General features: G+C 51.4%; 19 protein-coding genes. 14 read left to right on the forward strand and 5 right to left on the reverse strand.

Annotated features, from left to right (window positions below; translation table 11 throughout):
- The first annotated feature begins 116 nt into the window (after window positions 1-116).
- From LI114_RS01445 to thrS, 4 genes are all read left to right on the forward strand, one after another.
- Window positions 117-635 (forward strand): hypothetical protein, encoded by a 519-nt coding sequence (locus LI114_RS01445; RefSeq protein WP_022127823.1) that lies wholly within the window; start codon window positions 117-119, stop codon window positions 633-635.
- Window positions 636-650: 15 nt separating this feature from the next.
- A complete protein-coding gene (locus LI114_RS01450; RefSeq protein WP_227218734.1) occupies window positions 651-1,124 on the forward strand; it encodes a peptidylprolyl isomerase in 474 nt (157 codons plus the stop codon).
- 401 nt (window positions 1,125-1,525) lie between these two features.
- The gene (locus LI114_RS01455) at window positions 1,526-1,900 is read left to right on the forward strand and encodes a hypothetical protein (RefSeq protein WP_227218736.1); all 375 of its coding nucleotides are present in this window, start codon (window positions 1,526-1,528) and stop codon (window positions 1,898-1,900) included.
- A gap of 36 nt (window positions 1,901-1,936) precedes the next feature.
- Entirely contained in the window at window positions 1,937-3,883 is a 1,947-nt protein-coding gene (gene thrS / locus LI114_RS01460; RefSeq protein WP_227218738.1) for a threonine--tRNA ligase, read from the forward strand.
- A gap of 100 nt (window positions 3,884-3,983) precedes the next feature.
- Here thrS and LI114_RS01465 read toward each other — a convergent pair whose 3' ends face one another.
- On the reverse strand, window positions 3,984-4,916 hold the full coding sequence (locus LI114_RS01465) for a sugar phosphate nucleotidyltransferase (RefSeq protein ID WP_227218740.1): 933 nt from the start codon (window positions 4,914-4,916) through the stop codon (window positions 3,984-3,986).
- A gap of 329 nt (window positions 4,917-5,245) precedes the next feature.
- On the opposite strand from LI114_RS01465, the gene LI114_RS01470 reads away from it, so the two are divergent.
- From LI114_RS01470 to LI114_RS01490, 5 genes are all read left to right on the forward strand, one after another.
- Window positions 5,246-6,004: an SDR family NAD(P)-dependent oxidoreductase gene (locus LI114_RS01470; RefSeq protein WP_227218742.1), complete on the forward strand. Its 759-nt coding sequence runs from the start codon at window positions 5,246-5,248 to the stop codon at window positions 6,002-6,004.
- A gap of 228 nt (window positions 6,005-6,232) precedes the next feature.
- On the forward strand, window positions 6,233-7,258 hold the full coding sequence (locus LI114_RS01475; RefSeq protein WP_227218745.1) for a hypothetical protein: 1,026 nt from the start codon (window positions 6,233-6,235) through the stop codon (window positions 7,256-7,258).
- A 191-nt stretch (window positions 7,259-7,449) separates the two neighbouring features.
- Complete coding sequence (rsmD, locus tag LI114_RS01480; protein WP_227218747.1) at window positions 7,450-8,001, forward strand: 16S rRNA (guanine(966)-N(2))-methyltransferase RsmD; 552 nt, start codon at window positions 7,450-7,452, stop codon at window positions 7,999-8,001.
- Window positions 8,002-8,017: 16 nt separating this feature from the next.
- The gene (gene coaD / locus LI114_RS01485) at window positions 8,018-8,515 is read left to right on the forward strand and encodes a pantetheine-phosphate adenylyltransferase (RefSeq protein ID WP_022127831.1); all 498 of its coding nucleotides are present in this window, start codon (window positions 8,018-8,020) and stop codon (window positions 8,513-8,515) included.
- Window positions 8,516-8,542: 27 nt separating this feature from the next.
- Window positions 8,543-9,115 carry a hypothetical protein gene (locus LI114_RS01490; RefSeq protein ID WP_022127832.1) on the forward strand — a complete coding sequence of 191 codons (573 nt, stop codon included), beginning with the start codon at window positions 8,543-8,545 and terminating at the stop codon, window positions 9,113-9,115.
- A 69-nt stretch (window positions 9,116-9,184) separates the two neighbouring features.
- Here LI114_RS01490 and LI114_RS01495 read toward each other — a convergent pair whose 3' ends face one another.
- Window positions 9,185-9,841, reverse strand: coding sequence for an HAD family hydrolase (locus tag LI114_RS01495; protein WP_022127833.1), 657 nt, complete (start codon window positions 9,839-9,841; stop codon window positions 9,185-9,187).
- Window positions 9,842-9,872: 31 nt separating this feature from the next.
- Here LI114_RS01495 and LI114_RS01500 point away from each other — a divergent pair, with 31 nt between their 5' ends.
- A complete protein-coding gene (locus tag LI114_RS01500; RefSeq protein WP_227218749.1) occupies window positions 9,873-10,727 on the forward strand; it encodes an AraC family transcriptional regulator in 855 nt (284 codons plus the stop codon).
- On the opposite strand, the gene LI114_RS01505 is transcribed toward LI114_RS01500, so the two are convergent.
- Window positions 10,718-12,094: an LCP family protein gene (locus tag LI114_RS01505; RefSeq protein ID WP_227218751.1), complete on the reverse strand. Its 1,377-nt coding sequence runs from the start codon at window positions 12,092-12,094 to the stop codon at window positions 10,718-10,720. The two genes, LI114_RS01500 and LI114_RS01505, sit on opposite strands and share 10 nt — an antisense overlap.
- 316 nt (window positions 12,095-12,410) lie before the next feature.
- Here LI114_RS01505 and galE point away from each other — a divergent pair, with 316 nt between their 5' ends.
- Window positions 12,411-13,424 (forward strand): UDP-glucose 4-epimerase GalE, encoded by a 1,014-nt coding sequence (gene galE / locus LI114_RS01510; RefSeq protein WP_022127836.1) that lies wholly within the window; start codon window positions 12,411-12,413, stop codon window positions 13,422-13,424.
- A gap of 54 nt (window positions 13,425-13,478) precedes the next feature.
- Here the strand turns inward: galE and LI114_RS01515 are convergent, their stop codons facing one another.
- The gene (locus tag LI114_RS01515; protein WP_227218753.1) at window positions 13,479-14,567 is read right to left on the reverse strand and encodes a hypothetical protein; all 1,089 of its coding nucleotides are present in this window, start codon (window positions 14,565-14,567) and stop codon (window positions 13,479-13,481) included.
- Window positions 14,568-14,756: 189 nt separating this feature from the next.
- Between LI114_RS01515 and LI114_RS01520 the strand changes: the two genes are divergently transcribed.
- Both LI114_RS01520 and LI114_RS01525 read left to right on the forward strand, forming a co-directional pair.
- A complete protein-coding gene (locus LI114_RS01520) occupies window positions 14,757-17,219 on the forward strand; it encodes a beta-mannosidase (protein ID WP_227218755.1) in 2,463 nt (820 codons plus the stop codon).
- Window positions 17,220-17,366: 147 nt separating this feature from the next.
- Window positions 17,367-18,875, forward strand: a complete 1,509-nt coding sequence (locus LI114_RS01525) for a DNA methylase (protein ID WP_227218756.1) — start codon at window positions 17,367-17,369, stop codon at window positions 18,873-18,875.
- A gap of 48 nt (window positions 18,876-18,923) precedes the next feature.
- Here LI114_RS01525 and secF read toward each other — a convergent pair whose 3' ends face one another.
- Window positions 18,924-21,326 carry a protein translocase subunit SecF gene (gene secF, locus LI114_RS01530; RefSeq protein WP_227218758.1) on the reverse strand — a complete coding sequence of 801 codons (2,403 nt, stop codon included), beginning with the start codon at window positions 21,324-21,326 and terminating at the stop codon, window positions 18,924-18,926.
- A gap of 222 nt (window positions 21,327-21,548) precedes the next feature.
- On the opposite strand from secF, the gene pepT reads away from it, so the two are divergent.
- Entirely contained in the window at window positions 21,549-22,772 is a 1,224-nt protein-coding gene (gene pepT, locus LI114_RS01535; RefSeq protein ID WP_227218760.1) for a peptidase T, read from the forward strand.
- Window positions 22,773-22,968 lie beyond the last annotated feature (196 nt).

The raw sequence follows: 22,968 nt of genomic DNA on the forward strand, positions 1-22,968 counted from the left end.
AAAGGGCGGTTTCCCTGCCCTGCAATATATGGTAGACCGTTACCGCGCGCAAAACGTGCGGTATTGCCATTATTATGCTATTGTAAAAAATATTAAGGTAAGGAGAGTTTCAGAAAATGCTGATAAACACAGATAACGCTATAATCAAATATTCCGATAAGGGTAAGCCTTTTCCGTATGACAAACTGCTTTTCGCGACCATCGAGCCTTACATTTTAGAGTTCAAGAACGCAAGACTCGATAAACTTACCGACGAGGACGCGGCAAGATGCCTTGCGAGAATATACAAAAAGATGGAAGTAAATGGCGTGCCCGTGCTTGAGTTTTTCAAGACCGAGCTGGACAGCTGGAAAGACCTAGACCAGCACACAAAGACGATGAACCTCGCAAACCTCATCGCGCGCGACATCTTCTGCTGCTTCGATAAAAACCGCTACGATGAAAACGACGAATTTGCAGTGTGCGACAGGATATACAGCATTAAAAACAAAGACGGCGAGAACGACTTTATATACGCCGAGGAACACGTTAAAGGCAAGCTGCTCAAAAAACAGCTTTCGGAAGAATCAAAATACTTTAAGCAGCTCATGGAATTCAACGCCGCAGGCAGACTTCCCAAGAGCAGCGATGAATAAAGCGAGGTAATCACAATGGTACAGATAGAAATGGAAAACGGCAAGAAGATCAAGATAGAGCTTTACCCCGACGCTTCGCCCATAACCGTGGCTAACTTTGAAAAGCTGGTAAAAGAAGGCTTTTACGACGGGCTGATCTTCCACCGCGTTATCAAAGACTTCATGATACAGGGCGGCGACCCTACCGGTACAGGCATGGGCGGCGCTGACGAAAAGATAAAGGGCGAATTTATCATCAACGGCGTAAACAATATGGTAAGACACGAGCGCGGCGTTATCTCTATGGCGCGTTCTGCCGACCCCAACTCCGCCTCTTCGCAGTTCTTTATAGTACACAAGACCTCGCCGCATCTCAACGGTAAGTACGCCGCTTTCGGCAAGGTAGTAGAGGGCATGGACGTAGTTGACGAGATAGCCGAAACAGCTACCGACTACATGGATAAGCCCACCACCCCGCAGGTGATGAAGAAAGTTACCATCGTAGACTAATAGTGTGAAATTTTTGTGAAATGCTTGACAAAAGCATTTTGCGGTGGTACAATATATTTCAGAATAAAAGATCAATGCGATGAAGAGAAATCTCGCACTTTCGCTTACAGACTTGCAACAGAGAGCGCTTTCGACGGCTGAAAAAAGCGCGCGGGTCTTGAAAATGCGTGTACCGTTCTCCGAGTGCGTTTAATAAACGCCGGTTCGGCGCCGTTATCCGTCGGGCATTATGTTCGTAATGCGCTGAGTGCTGCTTTTGTGGCAAAACACGGGTGGAACCGCGGTCTTTCATTATAATGAAATGTCGCCCCGAAGTTCTTAGAGAAAATTCTAAGGCTTCGGGGCTTTTTGTTTCATATTTTTACAGACTGCGAAACATATCAGGGAGGCAACAAATAAAAATGCTTGCTTTGCGAAGAACGCTTGCGGCGCTCTGCTACACCGCAATGCTCGCCGCTGACGCCGCATCGACATACATAATATACGATTCGGTAACTGGCGGGATAACATATTACTACGGTATGCTGCTTTTTATACCGATATTCATATTTTCATACTGGATGTCGACTTTCTTTTCGCAGCTTACCTACGGCAGACAAAACGGGCGGCGGATAATGCCAAGCTGGCTGCGCACTATGCTCAACGTCATCGGCAGCATCGCTAGTCTGGCGCTGATAGCTTTTTGGGGATACATTTACGTTACCCAGTCGCTTTACGACGCGCCGAACGAAAATCTGCTCGCGCCCGAAGCTTTTAAGATAAGTCAATACTTATAACCACTTATAATGTATATAAATGAAAGGATGGTAATTATGATAAAACTTACGCTCAAAGACGGCAGCGTCCGCGAAATTGAAAACGCTATGCCCGCCAGCGAGATAGTTAAGGGAATCGGAATGGGTCTTTACAAGGCTGCCTGCTGCGTAAAGATAAACGACGAGGTGAAAGACCTGCGCACCGTTATCGACAGCGACTGCGAGTTTGAAGTAATGACTTTCGACTCAAAGGCAGGCGCGGAAACGTTCCGCCACACCGCAGCGCACCTTATGGCGCAGGCTGTAAAGAATCTCTACCCCGAAGCAAAGCTGGCAAGAGGCCCTGCTACCGAAACGGGATTTTACTACGATTTTGAAGTTGCAAAGCCTTTCTCGCCCGAAGATCTGAAAAAGATAGAGGCTGAGATGAAGAAGCTCGCGAAAGAGGGCTGCCCTCTCGAACGTTTCGAGCTGCCCGCTGACGAGGCTGTAAAGCTGATGGAAGAGCGCGGCGAAACTTACAAGGTAGAGCTTATCCACAAGCACGACGACCGCGGCGAAGCGCTCAGCTTTTACAAACAGGGCGATTTCGTAGACCTTTGCGCAGGCCCGCACCTTATGAGCGTTGCGCCCGTAAAGGCTTTCAAACTGCTTTCATGTACCGGCGCTTACTGGGGCAAGGCTGACGAGGGCAGACAGCTTTCGCGTATCTACGGCACGGCTTTCCCGAAAGCTTCGCTGCTGGAAGCACACCTCAAGGCTATGGAAGAGGCTAAACTGCGCGACCACAACAAGCTCGGCAGAGAGCTGGAATATTTCACCACGGTAGATACCATCGGTCAGGGTCTGCCCGTACTGCTGCCTAAGGGCGCGAGAGTAGTTCAGCTCCTCCAGCGCTGGGTAGAGGACGTTGAGCAGAGCAAAGGCTGCCTGCTTACCAAGACTCCCCTTTTCGCTAAGAGAGAGTTTTACAAGATCTCTGGTCACTGGGACCACTACCTCGACGGAATGTTCATTCTGGGCGACCCGTATGACGAGGAGAAGGAATGTTTCGCGCTGCGCCCGATGACTTGTCCTTTCCAGTATCAGGTATTTCTCAACAAGCCGCGTTCTTACCGCGACCTGCCTATGCGCCTTACCGAAACTTCCACGCTTTTCAGGAACGAGGACAGCGGCGAGATGCACGGACTTATCCGCGTTCGCCAGTTCACAATCTCTGAGGGCCACTATATCCTGCGTCCCGACCAGCTGGAAGATGAATTTTCGGGCTGCTTAGAGCTTGCAAAATATATGCTCGACACGGTAGGTCTGCTTCAGGACTGCACATTCAGATTCTCGCAGTGGGATCCCGCGAACCCGAACAACAAGTATGAGGGCACTAAGGAACAGTGGGAAGAAGCGCAGGCGGCTATGAAGAAGATACTCGACGACCTCGGCGTTGACTACGATATAGGCATCGACGAAGCGGCGTTCTACGGCCCTAAGCTCGACATTCAGTACAAGAACGTTTACGGCAAGGAGGACACGCTGGTAACTATTCAGATAGATATGCTGCTGGCTCAGCGCTTCGGTATGTACTATGTCGATAAGGACGGTCAGAAGAAGCTGCCTTACATCATTCACAGAACTTCGCTGGGCTGCTACGAGCGCACGCTCGCTTACATGATCGAGCATTTTGCAGGCGTTCTGCCGCTCTGGCTCGCACCCGAGCAGGTACGCCTTATGCCGATAACAGCCGCGCAGAACGATTACGCGCGCTCCATCGCCGAAAAGCTCACCAACCTCGGCATGAGAGTTACGGTAGACGACCGCGACGTGAACATCGGCCCGAAGATAAAGAACGGCAGACTCGAGCGTATTCCTTATATGCTGATAATCGGCGAAAAGGAAGCGGAGAGCGGCACGGTAACTGTTCGTTCGCGCAAAGAGGGCGAGCTGCCCGATATGCCGGTAAGCGACCTCATCAACAAGCTTGTAGAGGAAGTTGCTACCAAGGCTAAGTAAACAACACAATATAAAAACCAACGGCGTGCAGATCGTAAAAGACCTGCACGCCGTTTTTGCTGTATTCTTAATGCTTTAAATCCACACTATTATAAATGTATCAGCCCCAAAGCTTTTCGGGGTAAACGCCCGCCGCTATGTGCTCCTTAACAGCCGCCTGCGCCGCCGCCTTATCGACCGCATTGGTAACGCCGAACCACTTATCGGTGGTCTCAAACATCTTGCAGTCAGCCTCGCCATTGTGGATAAGCTCGTTTATGAACGAGGGCAGCAGATATTCCGCGTCGGGCGACTGGGAATTTGCAGCGAGGAACTTCTCAAAGCCATCGCCCAGTTTACCGATAAACTCGGGCGGGCAAGCCCACATATTCATAGAAACGTGCGTGTCCTCGCTAAGGGTCTGAAGCTCTTCCGACTCTTTGGAAACTGCGGCTACCATCTTGCCCTCAGCGCCGTTTTCGCGGTGTATCTTGTAAGTTTCAACGATGTCGGTAAGCATAGCGTTTTCGTCAGCCGAGCATACGCCGCGGGTAACTGTGCCCACTGCGCTGAGCGTGTTTGCCGCCATGAAGCCTGGCATAGCGAGATGCAGCCTGCCGTCCGCAGGGTGGTCGGCAACGAGAAAATCGTGCATTTTCACGAAAGCCTGTCTGCCGTAAACGTCATCGGCATTGATGACCGCGAAAGGCTCGTTTACAACTCCGCGGCAGGCGAGCACGGCGTGGCCCGTGCCCCAAGGCTTAGTGCGCGAAACGCCAGCGTATTTTTCGGGAACGTCGGAGGTATCCTGATAAACGTAATCGGTATCTATCTGCGCGGAAATGCGGTTACCGATCATTTCATCGAAAGCCGCCTTGATGTCTTTACGGATAATAAAAACGACCTTATTAAAGCCCGCAGCCTTAGCATCGAATATGGAGTAATCCATGATTATCTCGCCGTTAGGGCCTATGGGGTCGAGCTGCTTTATCTTACCCTCGCCGTAGCGAGTACCCAGACCCGCAGCCATTATTACCAAAGTTGTATTTTTCATTTTTACGATCTCCCTTGAGTTTTATTTGTTCAAATTTTTACGAATTTTCGTGAATTTAATAATAATCCTGTAACAATTATTATCGCATATTTTCGAGCAATTGTCAACAGCTCTGCGCAAAAAATGTAACGAACGCACAAAATTTTACACCAAAATCAAAAATTCAGATAATCAAAACGTTTTCATTGTAACATCTAACATGATTTTTATTAAATATGCAGAAAACGTCACAATTTTTGATTGACAGAGTGAGTTTTATGATGTATAATCAATAGAGTGAAAAACGGATACTCTGATTGGTGCAAAGAATTGAAAGAAGTGTGATATACATGGAAAAATGGGCACTTATTACAGGCGCAAGTTCGGGCATCGGCGCTGAGCTTGCAAAGCTTTACGCAAGCCGCGGATACAACATAGCGTTAACTGCCAGACGTGCGGATAGGCTCGCAGACCTCGCTATGAAGCTTCCCGCCAAAACGCGCATACTGGTGCACGACCTCGCCGACCGCGAAGAGTGCGAGGCGCTCTACGACGATGTTTCAGATCTGAACATCGAGCTGCTCGTAAACTGCGCGGGATTCGGCGCGGTAGGAAAATTTGAAACTTTGGATCTCGACAGACAGATACAGATGACGGACATAAATTGCGTAGCCCCGCTGATACTGACGCATATGTTTTTGAAAGACTTCAAGTACCGCGACAAGGGCGCTATTTTAAATGTAGCGTCCTCGGCGGGACTGCTGCCGGGCGGACCTAATATGGCGGTCTACTACGCCAGCAAAGCGTACCTCACATCGCTCACGAGCGCCATCGCGGAAGAGCTGCGCGCCGGCGGAAGCAGCGTGAAGATAGCCGCCCTCTGCCCCGGCCCCGTAGACACCGAGTTCAACGACGTGGCGGGCGTGAAATTCTCGCTTAAAGGCATCACCCCCGCCTACTGCGCGAAATGCGCGGCGCGCGGATTGGACAACGGCGAAGTTATCATCATACCGGAGGAAAAGATACGCCTGCTGAGCTTCGCGACCCGCTTCGCACCCCGCCGCCTGACCGTGGCGGTAACGGGATTACAGCAGAAGCGTAAAATATGAACGCATATAAGTAAAATGCAAAATGCGAATATTTTCACCTAACAGGCATAATTTTGTTTAAAATTTATCACAATTAACCATAAAACGATTACAAAGTTTGTGCAATAATACGATTGAAAAAAAGGCGGAAATAAAGTAAAATAGTAATATGGAAAACGTATAGCTATAACTATGCGTAGAAAACAATATCTTATATCAGTAATTATTTTGGAAAGGAAGTAACTACTTATGAAACTTAAGAAAGTTTTTGCCGGAATGGCTGCTTCTGCGATCGCCATGTCCGTTTGTGCAATGACATCTGCAACTACTGCTTCTGCTCTCGATACTGAGGGTCACGCAGGTATCGCGTTCCAGACCAACACTACCTGGAACTTCCGCGACCTTTACGGCACCGACGGCACCGACGTATTCCCTGCTGCTAAGGTAGGCGTACAGGGCGGCGCATATGGTAACGGCTCTGTAGAGTGCAGCGATACCACCATTCAGTATGATGGTACTTACACCGTATCTATCGCTACCAGCGGTAAGATCGAAGAGGCTAACACCGATAAGGCTGACAACGAAAAGGGCTTCTACCTCAACGAGGAAAAGACCCTTACCAGAAAAGACTCTCCTTGGTCTATGCTCTGCAACTATGAGGCTGCTGAGTCTGACAACAGCGACCTGACTCAGGATCAGATCGAGTGGGTAGAGGGCGGAAAGACCGATAAGTTCAACATGCTCTCCATCACCACCGATATTCCCTGCGAATACAATGACGATGACAAGCCCGAGATCAACGGCACTGTTGTTGAAGTAAGCGACATCACTGTTGATATGTGCGGCACTCAGTACACTGCTACCGGCGACGACGTCAAGTACAAGTCTGACGTTGACACCCTCACAGTTGCTCTTATCAACACTTATGGCGACAGCACCATCGACCCTGCGGCTATGCCTGCTTCTGATGGCACTATCACCGTAACCTTCACCGTAAAGGGACTCGGCGAAGATCCTAACAAGGGCGGCGACAGCTCTTCTGAGGGCGGAAACAGCTCCAACACCTCTTCTACCTCCAGCGGATCGACCTCCAGCACTAAGGGCGGCAGCAACGGCGGCAGCGGTTCGACCTCTAAGGCTTCGACCACCAGCACCACTTCTTCCGCTGCTGAAAGCGACAAGACTGCAAACGCTGAGGCCGGTGCACCTGCAGGAATCGCTCTTGCACTTGCTGCAGTAGCAGGCGCTGCTGTTGTAGTATCCCGCAAGAAGTAATTTCAACATCTAACACAATTTAGATATTTTGCAAAAGGAACTTCTATTCAGGAGTTCCTTTTGTTGCATTATGCACAAAAATACATATTTCGACCTGAGCCGACGAAAAAAATTTCAAATAGGTATAGACAAAAGCTTAAAATTATTGTATAATTATTGTATGCAAATAAATTTATCGAAGGAATAAAAATATGAGAGTTATAACAGGCTCCGCGAGGGGCAGAAAGCTTAAAACGCTTGATTCGATGGACATTCGCCCAACGCCTGACGCGGTAAAAGAAGCTATTTTTTCAATTATACAGTTTGACGTGCAAAATGCTTCGGTGCTCGATCTTTTCGGCGGCAGCGGTCAGCTTGGAATAGAGGCGCTGAGCCGCGGCGCGGCGCACTGCGTTTTCGTTGACAAAAGCAGCGAGGCTATCGGCGTGATAAAGGAAAATCTTGCCGCCTGCAAGCTCGCCGCAAACACGCGCGTTCTGCATATGGATAGTTTGGAGTACCTGCAAGTCGCGAAATCGGGGCTGGACATCGTGCTGATGGACCCGCCTTACCGCAACGGTCTGCTGGAAAAGGCTCTGCCGCTCATCGGCAAAAAGCTCAACGCGGGCGCGTTCGTTATCTGCGAGCACGAGAGCGAGCTTACCCTGCCCGACGAGTTCGACGGGCTGACGCTTCACAAGAGATACCGCTACGGCAAGGTCGCGGTGACGGTATACCGCTCGCCTGCGGAAGAAGAGCTTTGAGTGCGGGGTGCGGAAGATGAGAATAGCGGTTTGCCCGGGCAGCTTCGACCCGGTAACTAAAGGACACCTCGACATAATCGAGCGCGCCTCGCGGCTTTTCGACAAGGTCATCGTGCTCGTTTCATTCAACCCCAGCAAACGCACCACGGCGGCTTTCACGATAGAAGAGCGAATGAAGCTGATAATGCGCGTTACCGAGGGCATGGAAAACGTGCTCGTCGACTGCAACTCTGGTCTGCTGGCGGACTACCTCGAACAGACGGGGGCTTGCGCGATAGTAAAAGGTCTGCGCGCGGTCTCGGACTTCGAGTACGAATTTCAGATGGCGCTCGCAAACAAAAAGCTTTACCCGAAAGCGGAAACAGTATTTTTGACCACCAGTACCGAAAATATGTATCTCTCCTCAAGCGTTGTAAAAGAGATAGCGAGCTTGGGCGGAGATATTTCGGGATTTGTGCCGCCTGAGATACTGGACGACATAAAAGAGCGGCTGTTTTTAAAAGATCACAAATAAATTTACATATGAAAGGATGTTTATAAAATGAACTTTGACGAGATCATTGAGATGATGGAAGATCTGCTAGATAATTCTTCGGCAGTGCCTTTCTCGAACAAAAAAGTTATCGACTGCGAACAGATGAGAGATTACATCGACACGCTGCGCCTCAACCTGCCCGGCGAGATCAAGAAAGCTAAGGAAACGCAGAGCAATAAAGACGCCATAATCGCCGACGCCAAGAAAGAGGCTGAGAACATAAAGAAGCAGGCGGACGAGCTTGTGGAAGCCGCTAAGGACAAGGCACGCGAAATCGTCAGCGAGACCGAGATAATCCGTCAGGCTAAGGAGTACGCAGCGCAGATGATCCGTCAGGCGCAGGAACAGGCTGACGAGATAGTTGCGAGCGCTAAGGACAAGGACGCAGAGATCCGCCGCGCGCTTTCCGACAGCGTGAACACTTCCCTTTCAGACGCAAAGAATGTGCTGGAGAAGAACCTCCGCGACGTAGTAGCGACCATCGAAGCAGTTGAAAAGCTCAACGCGCCCAAGGAAGCACCCGCTGAAGCTGCTGAGGAAAAGGCTGAGGAAACCGCGCAGCCCGCTGAAGCTAAATAATTTTTTCACACACATAAAAAAGCGAGGGGCTGTAAAAAGTCCCTCGTTTTGGTTTAAGGCACATTTTCGTCACTTGCACTCGCGCTCGAGTATCGCAATAACGCCCGATAGGTCGTCGCAGACGCCGAAAAGCTTCGCGCGCGTTTCATCGTCGGGCTGCGAGAGGTCGGGTATCATCACGGGCTTGCAGCCTGCGCGGTACGCCGATGTAACGCCGTTTGGCGAATCCTCCAGTGCTATGCACTCGGCGGGGTCAAGACCCAGCTTCTGCGCGCCGACCAAATATGTATCAGGCTCCGGCTTGCCGTTGGCGATCATATCGCCGCAGACGAACTCATCAAAATAATCGTAAACGCCCACGCTTTTGAGATACCGCGCGGTGCGCTCGCGGTCGGTGGCAGTGCAGACGGCGCATTTCAGCCCGCTCGCCGCGATGTACTCCAGCAGCTCGTCAAGCCCCTTTTTCTTTTCAATGCCGTTTTCCGCGATAAAAGCGTTCATCAGCTCGATGCGTTTCGCGCGAACGGCTTTGTAGTCGAAATCCTCGCCGAAAATGCCTTTAAGGTGCGGCTCGGAATACTTCGCCGCCAGCGAGCGTATGCCGAGAACGTGCTCGGGGGTCATGGGGTAGCCGAAAGAGCGCGCCGATTCGCACCAAAAACGGCTCAGCAGCTTTTCGGTATCCACCATAAGCCCGTCCATATCAAACAAAATGCCTTTTATCATCGTAAAAACCACCTTTCAGGAGTTGTTATTTATGCCGCAGAATGATATTTCTGACAAAATAAAGTATTCATACAAGACCGAGAAGCACGACGCGACTTCCCTCGCGGTGTACAACGTCGGTCATGAGAAGTGCGCGCCATCGCATAGCTGGGGCGTGGGAGTTCGCAGCTGCTACCTTATCCACCACATAATCTCGGGCAAGGGCGTTTACCGCACGCCGCACGGCGAATTTGCCCTCGGCGCGGGCGACACTTTCCTCATCTACCCGAACACGCAGATCAGCTACGCCGCCGACGAGCAGCAGCCGTGGGAGTACTACTGGGTGGGCTTCGCGGGGGCGGACGCGGGGCTGATAATCGGGCAGACCGACTTCACGCCGGAGCAGCCTGTGATGCACGCCGTTTTTGGCAAAGAGCTTGCCCGCTCGCTGGAGCAGATCTGCCTTTACAGCTCTTCCCCCGCCGCCGCGAACATGAAGATGACGGGGCAGCTTTACCTGGCGCTCTCGCTGATAGTCGAGCGTTCCGCCGCAAAGTCCGAGAGCAGCCCCGCCCGCAAGTACGTTGATGAGGCGCGCAAGTACATCAGCTACAACTACTCCATCGCCATCACTGTGGAGGACATCGCCGCGTTCGTCGGGGTGAGCCGCGTAACGCTTTTCCGCGCGTTTACCGAGTGCGAGGGTCTGCCGCCGATAGAGTACTTAGCGCGGTTTCGCATAACGCAGGCGGCGCGGCTGCTGCGCGAAACGGCAATGAACGTTACGTCAGTCGCCTACTCGGTCGGCTTTGACGACAGACTGTACTTCTCGCGCGTGTTTAAAAAATACATGGGCGTATCCCCGAAAGAGTACGCCCGTAAATATTCTGCTGAGGGTCAATTGTAGATCTTCTTTTTGATCTCGCGCTGACAAGCGTCAAAATCGAGGTCGAGGGTGCTCTGCTCGTCGTGAGTGCCGTAATAATACGCACCCTCCTGCGGTATGCGAAGCTGCTGCATATCGTAATTCATCGAGAAAAGCAGCTTGTAGAACATAACATACATCTCGCCCTTGGTCATATTAGTGGTCAGCTCAGAGCAGCAAACTTTCATAAAATTATCCATCTTTAGCGGGCTGAGCGTTTTTGCCTGCGAAATTATTTTTGTGATAACGGTGCGCTGGCGCTGTGTACGCTCAAAATCAGCGTTGCCGACGTATCTCAAACGCGCGTAAGCGAGCGCCTGATTGCCGTTTAACAGCATATCGTCGCCGCCGTGGCTGAGGTAATCAGTGCCTTTTTTGTTGCCGAGGTACTTGTTCTGCTCCGCCATAGGGTCGGTCATGTACTGCGCCTCGTCATCGGAAAGGTCAATGTTAATTCCGCCCACCGCGTCAACTATGTCGATAAACGAGAAAAAGCTGACGTACACGAATTTATCTACCGCAACGTCAAAATTCTGCTCGATGGTATCCATCAGCAGCTCCGCGCCGCCGTAGGAGTACGCCGCGTTCAACTTAGCCCAGCCGTGGTCGGGTATCTCGACGTAGCAGTCACGCATCAGCGAGGTCATCGTCATCTGCTTTGTCTGCTTGTTTATCGAAAGAAGTATCATCGAGTCAGTTCTGCCGCGCTCGTTCTCATCGCGCGTGTCGCTGCCGATGAGCAGTATATTCGTAACGTTTTTGTCTGACATGGAAGCGTTCGTGACCAGCCGCTCGCCGGTATCTACCGAGTTCACAAGCCAAATGTAGCGGAAGATAAGCAGCTGCAAAAGCAGCACAAGCACGAGCAGTACCACAAACACGCCCTTGAAAAACTTCTTTACGGCGCTGCCGCCCGAAAGCTCTTTTTTGCCCTTTTTGGAATTGGCGTAGCTGTTCTTTTTGCCGAACTCGATGTTCTCGCTCTCGCGCTTTTTCTTAGCGGCAGGCTCGTAGCGCTTAGGGTCTGCCTGAACGCGGCGGTACTGCGGCTTACCCTGCGGCTGACGGCGGGGTGCGCGCTGACTTCCCTGCCGCGGCTGAGAATGCGCCTGCCTGCCGTACTCCTGCTGCGATTCGCTGTACTGCCGCAGATATGCGTCCTGATACGCCTGACGGGCGGCGTCGCGCTTTGCCTGCTCTATCGCGGCAAGCTCTTCCTCAGAATAAAAGCGCAGATCTTCGCCATCGTCGTCATCATAATTTGTATTATCCATGCTCTGGTATTTTTTTAGCTGCTGCTCGTACATCTGCTGATATACGTCGCTTTGGCCGTTTTTCTTTTTCTTCATAAAAAAATACATCCTTAAAATTTTTTCACAAGTAAGCAGGCTTGAAGGCTTGAGGGTGCGCAAAAAGACCCTGCTCTTTATATTATAGTACGAAATCGGCGAAATGTCAAACTCTTTGCCGCAATTCTCAGAAATTCGTCACAATTTAGGCACGCGAACAGTGCAAAGATCGGCGTGTGAAACAAAAATCCATATATTTTGAAACAAATCAAGCTTGAAATCGGCGGAAATGTGTGGTATAATGAGTACAGTAAAAGGATCATGACCTACCGACCCGCCGAAACAAAACGCACGGGTCAAGAAAGGAAGGCTTATTATGGCAAATATTCTGGTAACCGGCGGCGCAGGATTCATCGGAAGCCACACCTGCGTAGAGCTGCTCGAGGCAGGCCACAGCATAGTAGTAGTGGACAACTTCTCTAACTCGAAGCCCGAGGCGCTCAAAAGAATAAAGAAAATTACAGGAAAAGATTTTAAATTCTACCAGCTCGACATTCTCGATCTGGAAGCGCTAGATAAGGTTTTCAAGGAAAACAAGATCGACGCAGTTATACATTTCGCGGGTCTGAAAGCTGTCGGCGAATCGGTGCAGAAGCCCGTGGAGTACTACCACAACAACATCACAGGCACGCTGATGCTGATAAAGGCGATGCGCGAAAACGGCTGCAAGAAGATAGTTTTCTCCTCCTCGGCGACGGTTTACGGCGTGAACAACCCCGTGCCCTACGTAGAAACTATGCCGACAAACTCCTCGACCAACCCCTATGGCTACACTAAGGTCATGATCGAGCAGATACTCAAGGACGTTTGCGTTGCGGACGACGAGTGGGCGGTTTCGCTGCTGAGATATTTCAACCCCATCGGCGCGCACAAGAGCGGTCTGCTGGGCGAAGACCCCAACGGCATACCGAACAACCTCTTCCCCTACATCGCGCAGGTGGCTGTCGGCAAGCGCGAGTACCTCGGCGTTTTCGGCAACGACTATGACACCCCCGACGGAACGGGCGTGCGCGACTACATCCACGTTATGGACCTTGCGAAGGGACATCTCTGCGCGGTAGACTACGTTCTGGCGCACAAGGGCGTTGAGGCTGTAAACCTCGGCACAGGCAAAGGCTCGAGCGTTTTCGACGTGCTGCACGCGTTTGAAAAGGCTTGCGGCAAGGAGCTGCCCTACAAGATAATGCCCCGCCGCGCAGGCGACATCGCATGGTGCTACGCCAACACCGACAAGGCGAAGGAGCTTTTCGGCTGGACGGCGCAGTACGACCTTGACGAAATGGCGGCCGACGGCTGGAATTTCACCAAGAACAATCCTAACGGACTTTGATCTGAATCGAATAAAAAAGGCAGTACCGTTCATTGAGCGGCACTGCCTTTTTTGTTATTTATTGAGAGTGACGTTTACCCAGTTTACGAGGTCTACGAACGTTTCTCGGCTGAGCACAGAGAAATATTTGTTGCCGCCGCCGTCTTTATCGAGCTGAAAATCGGTGAAGCAGTAGCCATCTGACGAGAGAGTCATGGTGCGCGGCTGACCGCTTTGCAGACCAAGCGTGAATTGGATATAGTCGGCATTATCGTCTTTTGTTGGCACAGAAGCGGAATTTTCTCTGCCAAACGAAGCTATGAGCGTTTCCAACTCAGAGTAATCTTTAGAGCCGAAAATATAGCTTTCGCCGTACTCGCCGCCGATCTTCAAGCTGACGAATCCGTAAGCCGCCTCGTACACGCAAAAGTTGTAATATTTATCAAAAGTGATATAATATGTGCCCGCCGCCGAAACAGCCTTGTACACCGCCTCAAACTTGCGCGAAGTCTTGATCTCAGACTTATCGGCAGGTTTCGCGGATGTCCACACGGTATCATAGATCGGCGCGCCGTCAAGCTGCATTATATAAGTGCTTTTCGCATCGGATCCGCTGCTTTCATCGGCGGCCTGCGGAGCAAAAGTTATGCGCGAGCCATCGAAATCGCCGATGTCAACGAGCTGAGCGCCGTTCGCGTCCGCCTGAAAATACGCCGTTTCGCCGCTTTCGTACTTCAATTGCAAAATACCGGGTGAAACTGCCGAGATATTCTTGATATTTGCTGCGTCAAGAAGCACATTGCCCGACCGGTCAAGCAAGCCATAATGTGAATCATCTGTATAGATATAGTAAATATCATTGAAGCAAGCGGTGCATTTGTAGTCGGAAAACGGCTGATCTTTCGGCTCAACGAGGGTAGCAGCCGCATCAAAACTCGTGTAAACGGGCTTTGCAAGCATATCCGAATCGCCGTATTGATCAAGAAATTCAGGATATTTATATGACTTTAGTTGAATATCGCCATTCTGATGAGCCGCACTTTCCGTACGCGAAGTGCCCCCCAGCGAGGAATCGCCCTTGCCGCTGCCATTACAGCCCGCCGCGCCGAGAGCCATCACCGCTGCTGCCGCGACCAGCGCCGCCTTTCGCTTAAAATTTATCATAAAACCACCTTTTCTTTCATGTCGAAACACATTATTATTATATCACATGGCAAAGATTTTTTCAAGTCTTTTTACAAGCGAAATCGTTTTCGATGTAAATTCGGCAGCATTTGTATTGACACTCGCGGCTAAATAAGGTATAATAAAAGCAGCCGCGTGAAAGCGGCGTTCCCGAAAGGATAGGATATAATGAAGATCACACAGAATCTGGATAAAAACTGGACGATGCGGACGGAAAAATACGGCACGCTCCCCTGCAAAGTGCCGTGTTCGCTGTACTCAGTGCTGCTCGACAACAAAAAGATCCCCGACCCGTACTACCGCGAGAACGAGTACATCTCCACGCCGCTGAGCGACATGGACTGCGAGATTTCGACCGAGTTTGAATGCTCTGACGAGCTGCTAGCCGCCGAGAGGAAGATACTCAGCTTCGGCGGCATCGACACAATTTCGGAGATTTTCGTAAACGGCGTTAAAGTCGGCGAGAGCGACAATATGCACTGCGCGCTGAAAATCGACATATCGGGCGTGATAAAAAAGCACAATATGATAACTGTAAAGATCACCTCGCCGACGAAAATAATCGCACAAATGCAGCAAAACCGCCCCCTTTGGGGCGTTGCATCGACGATGGCGGGTTACCCGCATATGCGCAAAGCGCACTGTATGTTCGGCTGGGATTGGGGCCCGAAGCTGCCCGACATGGGCATTTGGAGAAGCGTTGAGCTGACGGCTGTCAACGGCGCACTCATCACCGATACACGCATTTCTCAACGGCACAGCGAAAATTTCGTGAACGTTGATATTTTCGTTAATTCAGATTTTGAATTTGGCAGATGTAAAGTTACTATCACATCGCCGGATAGAGAAACATTCACCGCAGAAAGCAACGCAAATGCAGCATCTGCAAGCGTTTCAATAGGTATTTCCGACCCGCAGATTTGGTGGGCAAACGGTCTTGGCAAACAACCGCTTTATAACGTAGTTACCGAAATTTTCGATAAAAATGGCGTTAAAACTGACGAAAAGCGCGAGCGTATCGGTCTGCGAACGCTCATTATCAGCCGCGACAAGGACGAATGGGGCGAAGAATTTTGCTTTAAGCTCAACGGCGAAAAGGTTTTCGCTATGGGTGCAAACTACATTCCCGAAGATCAGCTGATCGCGCGACGCTCAGAAAAGCGCACGCGCCGGCTTCTTGAGGACTGTGCGGCGGCAAATTACAACACGATACGCGTGTGGGGCGGCGGTTTTTACCCTGACGATTGGTTTTACGACATCTGCGACGAGCTCGGTCTGATAGTTTGGCAGGATTTTATGTTTGCCTGCTCGGCTTATCTCCTTACGAAAACGTTTAAGAAATCGGTGCGCGAGGAGGTACGTCAGAACGTTCTTCGCCTGCGAAATCACGCTTCGCTGGGTCTGTGGTGCGGCAACAACGAGATCGAATCAGCGTGGGAGGGCTGGGGTCTGCCCGACGATCCGCAGGCAAAAGCTGATTATCTGACTATTTTTGAGAACATCATTCCGCAAATTCTCGCCAAAACAGATCCTGAAACTTCGTATCACCCTTCGTCACCGTCATCGGGCGGAGGTTTCAAGCAGTCGTCCTCCAACCACGCGGGCGACATGCACTACTGGGATATTTGGCATAATTTGAAGCCTATTGAGGATTTTAGGAAATATTACTATCGTTTTTGCTCGGAATACGGCTTTGAGTCAGTGCCGGCGCTGAAAACGATGCTGACCATTGCCGACCCCGCGCGCGGCGACCTCGACCTCATGTCGCCCGTGATGGAGGCGCACCAAAAATGCGAACAGGGCAACGAAAAACTCATGTTTTACCTCGCGCAAATGGTGCGCTACCCCTACGATTTTGCGCAGCTCATCTACTCGTCGCAGCTTTTGCAGGCGGACTGCATTCGTTCAAGTGTCGAGCATATGCGGCGGGCACGCGGACGGTGCATGGGTTCGCTGTATTGGCAGGTCAATGACTCCAATCCTGTAATTTCTTGGTCGAGTGTTGATTATTTCGGTCGCTGGAAAGCGCTTCATTATTATGCGAAACGTTTTTACGCGCCCGTTCTGCTCTCGCTGAATGATTCTGACATTTCTGCGTTGAAATTCAACATTTCCAACGAAACTCTCTCGTCGGTTTCGGGCGAAGTGTATTGGGATCTGCGCGATAACAAGTCCGAAATTCTGGACAGCGGACATTTTGCGGCAAACGTAAACGCTATGTCTGCCTGCGGTTTCGCGCCTGTAGACCTTAGCAAACTGCTCTCCACCGAGCATGACAAGCGCACGCGCTATATCGAATACAGATTGGAGATCGGCGGAAAGACTGTCAGCCGCGGAAGCACGCTGTTCACTCGGCCGAAAACGTTTGAGTTTATTCGTCCGAATATTGAAATTTATGCCAAAGATATTGGCGATAGTTGGAAAATCACGCTTAAAAGCGACGTTTTTACCAAGTCTGTCTGCCTTGATCTTACAGACCGCGACGCCGTTTTCGACGACAACTGGTTCGACATTCACGGCGATGAAGTACGCGTAAACCTCTGCAAATCCCGCGTTTCCGCGCCTTTTCTAAGCACGGACGAACTTCTCGAAAAGCTGACCGTGCGAAGCTGCTTCTTTGAATTAAAATAATTGCGAAAACGTTTAAGCAAATTCCGTCCCGATTACTGATCGGGACGATTTTTTTTGCAAAAAGCACTTTACAAACGCGAACATATGTGCTATAATAGTTTTAAAGAACATTTGTTCGTATAGATATTTAACTGATTTTTGTGTATTATGGAGAATATCAACAGAGTTTACATTGCTATCGACCTAAAAAGTTTTTACGCGAGCGTGGAGTGCGTTGCCCGCGGGCTGAACCCGATGACCACCAACCTCGTTGTCGCAGACGGCGGCCGAACTGAAAAAACTATCTGTCTTGCGGTGTCGCCCTCGCTGAAATCTTACGGTATAAGCGGGCGGGCGCGGCTTTTCGAGGTCATCGAGCGTGTTGCGGAGATCAACGCGCTGAGGAAAAGTTCGGCAAAAATCGAAAAATTCAGCGGCAGTTCGTTCGTCAACCCCGAGGTCGCCGCCGACCCCTCTCTAGAGCTGGGTTACATCACCGCCCCGCCGCAAATGGCGCGCTACATGGCGGTCAGCACGCAGATCTTCAAGATCTACCTGCGCTACGTTTCGGCGGCGGACATTCTCGTCTACTCGATTGACGAGGTCTTCATCGACGCTACGGGCTACCTCGCGGTCTACGGCGGCACGGCGCACGAACTGGCGATGAAAATGATACGCGATGTGCTGCGCGAAACGGGCATTACCGCCACCGCCGGCATCGGCACAAATATGTACCTTTGCAAGGTCGCAATGGATATTGTTGCCAAACATATGCCAGCCGACGCCGACGGTGTGCGCATAGCCGAGCTGGACGAGCGCAGCTACCGCCTCCTGCTTTGGAACCACCGCCCGCTCACTGATTTTTGGCGGCTGGGGCGCGGCTACGCGAAAAAGCTTGAGTCGATTGGGCTGAACACGATGGGCGACATCGCGCGGTTTTCGCTGACGAACGAGGAGCACCTCTACCGCCTTTTCGGGGTCAATGCCGAACTTCTCATAGACCACGCGTGGGGCTGGGAGCCTTGCACCATCGCCGACGTGAAAGCATACGTTCCCGAGAGCAAGAGCGTCAGCACTGGGCAGGTGCTGCACACCCCCTACGATTGCGAGAAAACGCGGCTGATAGTGCGCGAAATGGCGGATATGCTCTCGCTCGACCTCGTTGACAAGGGACTGACCACCGACCAGATAGTACTGACCGTGGGGTACGACGTGCAGAACTTGCGGTGCGACGCGCTGGGCGGCAGTTTTCGCGGCGAGATAGTTACCGACGCTTACGGTCGCAAACTGCCGAAACAGGCGCACGGCACACTTTCGCTCGGCAGGCACACCGCCTCCACGCGCGCCATTACCGATGCCGCGCTCGCGCTTTTCGACCGCATAATCGACCCTACGCTGCTGACCCGCCGTATCTGCGTCGTCGCGGGCAGGGTGCTGCGCGAGGAGGATATTCCTGAAAGCGAGGAGTGCGAACAGCTCGACTTTTTCACCGACGCCGCCGAGGAAGAGCGCCGCCGCGGGCAGTCCGCCGCCGAGGAGCGCGAGAAGCGCCGTCAGCAGGCGATATTAAAAATACAAAAACGCTTTGGCAAAAACGCCATTTTCAAGGGCATGAATTTGCAGGAGGGCGCTACCACCATCGCCCGAAACGGGCAGATCGGCGGGCACAAGGCGTAAATAGACAAAAAGATCCGCAGCGGAGATTATCTGCTGCGGATGATTTTTTTATACCTGAGCGCCGTAACCGTAACCGGAGTCCTTATAGCCGCTCTTTTTCTTCTTTTTGCCGTAATTATTATTCTGTCTGTCGGGGTGTTTCTTGATCTGATGCTGCTGCCACTTAGTCCAAAGCGAAGGAGCGAGGAACATCGAGGTGTAAACGCCCGAAACTATGCCGACGATCATAGGCAGCGCAAAGCTCATTATCGAGGTAACGCCTCTCAGCGCGCAGACTATGCAAACGATTATCATAACGCTTACAGTGGTAACGTTGGTGTGGATATTTCTCGTAACGGTCTGCGTTACAGAGAGGTTCGTAAGTTCCTGAATATCCAGCTTCTTGCCGTAAAGGCGCTTGTTTTCGCGGATACGGTCGTAAATAATTATGGTCGAGTTTATTGAGTATCCCATGATGGTGAGCAGTACCGCGATGAAGTTCGAGTTTATATCGAAGCCGAAGATTATGAATGAGCCGTAAACCATTACCATATCGTGCAGCAGACCCAGCACCGCGAAAGCGCCTGCCGAAATACCGCCGATATTTCTAAACCTGATGCCGATGTAGATTATCATTACTACTACCGCGAGAAGCAGCGCTACAAGGCTCTTAGCAAAGAAGGTCTTGCCGTTGGTAGGAGAAACGTTGGTAGATTCCAGCGTGTCTACTTCGTTATCGGGATAAGCTTTCTGAAGTTCTTCCTTTATGCTCTGCTGCTCAGCATCGCTGATGCCGTTTTTGGAAGCGAATGAGAGCTGCAGCGATTTCTTTCCGCTGGAGAAGTCCTCACCTATGGTAACGGTGCAGTCCTCGCCGCAGGCGTCTTTAACTATCTTCTTGACGTTGCTATCGTCAACACTGCCGTTGTAGCTGTATGAAAGCAGCGTACCGCCCTTGAACTCGATGGCGATATTCGGTATTCCCGCGATGGTGAGTGCCGCGAATATGATGACGAGCACGGAGGAGATGATAGCGTAGACCTTTGTGTGCTGTACTATCTTTATGCGCTTTCTCTCGAGAACGGGGGTAGCGTCTACCTCGTCCTTTACGCCGAAGAAGCTGCGTTTTCTAAAGCACTTGAATCTCGCGAGTGACTCGAGCATAAGGCGCGAGCAGAAGATGCCGAAGATGAAGTTCGTGATTATACCTACCAGCAGGGTGAAGCCCAGCGAGTAGATAGTGCCCGCCATGGAAGCACCGAAGAACGAGAATATAGGCTTGAGCAGCGTGCCGAAAATGCTGTCAGTAGAGCCAAACGAGCCCATGAGGATAACGGCAACGAAAATTACCGTGATGTTTGAATCGAATACGGCGGCCCAAGCGCGCTTGTAGCCCTGCTCGATAGCTCCGCCGAGCGTTTTGCCGAGCCTCAGCTCTTCCTTTATACGCTCTGCCACGATGATGTTCGCGTCAACGCCCATACCGATAGAAAGTATGATACCCGCGATACCGGGAATGGTGAGCGTGAAGCTGTCGAATGCCGCGAAGAAGCCCGATACGCAGGCGATAGAGCCTACCACCTGACCTATAAGCGCGATGGTAGCAACTGTGCCGGGAAGTCTGTATGTAATGATAAGGTACAATGCAACGAATGCAAAAGCGATGATACCCGCGAGCAGCATAGCCGTTCTGGCGCCTGTACCGAGGGTAGGCGAGATGATATTGGTGCTGGTAGCGGTAAGCTTAAAGGGCAGCGAGCCTGCGTTTATCTTATCTGCAAGCGCCTGCGCTTCATCGTAGGTGAAGCTGCCCTCTATCTGGCATTTGCCGTCGGTGATGGCGGAGTTTACGGTAGCGTTAGAGATACAGGTATCGTCCATCCATATCGAGATAGAGCCCTTGCTCGAAGCAAGCTCGGTAGTAGCCGCGCCGAAAGCCTTTTTGCCGTCTTTATCAAGCTCGAGGCTTACTACATACTGAGTTTCGCCGTTATTATCGGTATATCCCATAGCCTCAGCCTTAGTAACGTTTTCGCCGGTCATTACCTGCTCGCCGGTCTGCTCAGAGCCTTTGACGAAGGTAAGTATAGCGGTCTCGCCGAGCTCGCCGACCGCCGACTCAGGGTCGAAGTCGGTCTCGCCCGCCTGCCAAGGGAACGAAACTATTATTTTATTTTTGGTATAGTCAACGTATACCTCGCTGTCGGTGATATTGAGGTTCAGCAGGCGCTGTTCGATAACTGCCTTAGCGGAATCCATATCCTGTTTTGAAGCGTCATAATCGCCCTCGGGGCCGAAGGTAGCGTTTACGCCGCCCTGAATGTCGATACCCCAGCGTATTTCGTCAACGCCTTTGATTATAGTGTTTTCTATATCGCCGTACTTAGTGTGAAATCCAAAGAATGTAAAGTAGGCAAATGCAAGAATAAGGGCAAAAACTATAAAAAACACCGGTTTTTTTGCACGTCGCACTTTTTTTCCTCCTAAAAGCAAAATCAGTCATATCATTTCGGCGGCAGGCACGGCAAGCGCCATTACAGCCAAAAGTCAATTCGTCTTTTTATTATACTACTTTTTGTTGTAAATGTCAAGAGAAAAAATCGACTTCTGACTTATTTTCGGGGGGGTTGATACATTAGCTGAATTGTGGTATAATTATAATAGTACTAATTAAAGTAATGAAGGTGGATAATTATGACAGACGTTATAGAAAAATTCCTGCGCTACATCGCGGTGGACACGCAGTCAAGCGAGGAGAGCGAAACTTTTCCCAGCACTGAAAAGCAGAAAAATTTGGCGCGTATGCTTTACGACGAACTGTGCGAGATGGGCGCGGCGGACGTTTATTTCAACGAGCGCGACTGCTTTGTTTACGCGAAGATACCCGCTGCCGATGGCGGAGAGTCGGCGCGCAGGCTGGGCTTCATCGCGCACATGGATACCTCGCCCGAAGCTTCGGGAAGCGGGGTGAAAGCGCGGTTCGTTGAAAATTACGACGGCGGCGATATTCTGCTGAACGCCGAGAAAAACATCACGCTTTCGCCCGCGCAGTTTCCCGAGTTGGCGGCTTACCGCGGCAAAACGCTGATAGTAACCGACGGCACTACCCTGCTCGGCGCGGACGACAAGGCGGGCGTTGCCGAAATAATGGCGGCGGCCCAGCGACTGCTGACGAGCGGTCTGCCGCACGGCGAGATCTGCATAGCTTTCACGCCGGACGAAGAGATCGGCGGCGGTATCGACAAATTCGACATCGAGCATTTCGGCGCGGACGCGGCTTACACAATAGACGGCGGCGGATTGGGCGAGCTGGAGTTTGAAAATTTCAACGCCGCCTCCGCGCACATCACTATCACCGGTCTGAACGTGCACACGGGCGAGGCTAAGGGCAAGATGATCAACGCCGCGCAGCTCGCCGCCGAGTACGAGATGCTTCTGCCCGCCGCCGAAAAGCCCGAGCACACCGAGGGTTACGAGGGATTTTTCCACCTGCTGAGCATTTCGGGCGACACCTCTCGCGCCGAGCTGAAATACCTTATCCGCGACCACGACCGCGCGAAATTCGAGTCGCGCAAAGAGCTTATGCGCCGCACCGCCGACCTGCTGAACGCGAAGTACGGCAAGGGTAGAGTGCAAATAGAAATTTCTGACACATATTACAATATGCGTGAGAAGATAGAGCCGCAGAATATGTTCCTCATCGAAAACGCGGCGGAGTGCATGAAAGAGCTGGGCGTACAGCCGAAAATACAGCCGATACGCGGCGGCACGGACGGCGCGAACCTCTCGTTCCGCGGACTGCCCTGCCCTAATCTTTTCACGGGCGGGCACAATTACCACGGCGTTTACGAGTACGTCTGCGCCGAGTCGATGGAACTTGCCGCCGAGCTGATAGTCAAGCTTGCCTGCAAAGGATAAAAAATACGGCAGAGTTTTTACGCTCTGCCGTTTTTTTACATCATTTCCTTCACTGCTTTCGCCAACTTCTTCATCAGCTTTTTACCCGCGACCCCGTTCTGCTTGTACCCAAGCTTGCCTAGCACCGCGTTGGTCGCTTTCTCCGTACCGCCGCCAAAGCCGCCGTCATCTGCAAGGCTCTCAGGCACGCCCAGCG

It is taken from the genome of Ruminococcus sp. 210702-SL.1.03 (genome assembly GCF_020559915.1).
Classification (GTDB): domain Bacteria; phylum Bacillota; class Clostridia; order Oscillospirales; family Ruminococcaceae; genus YE71.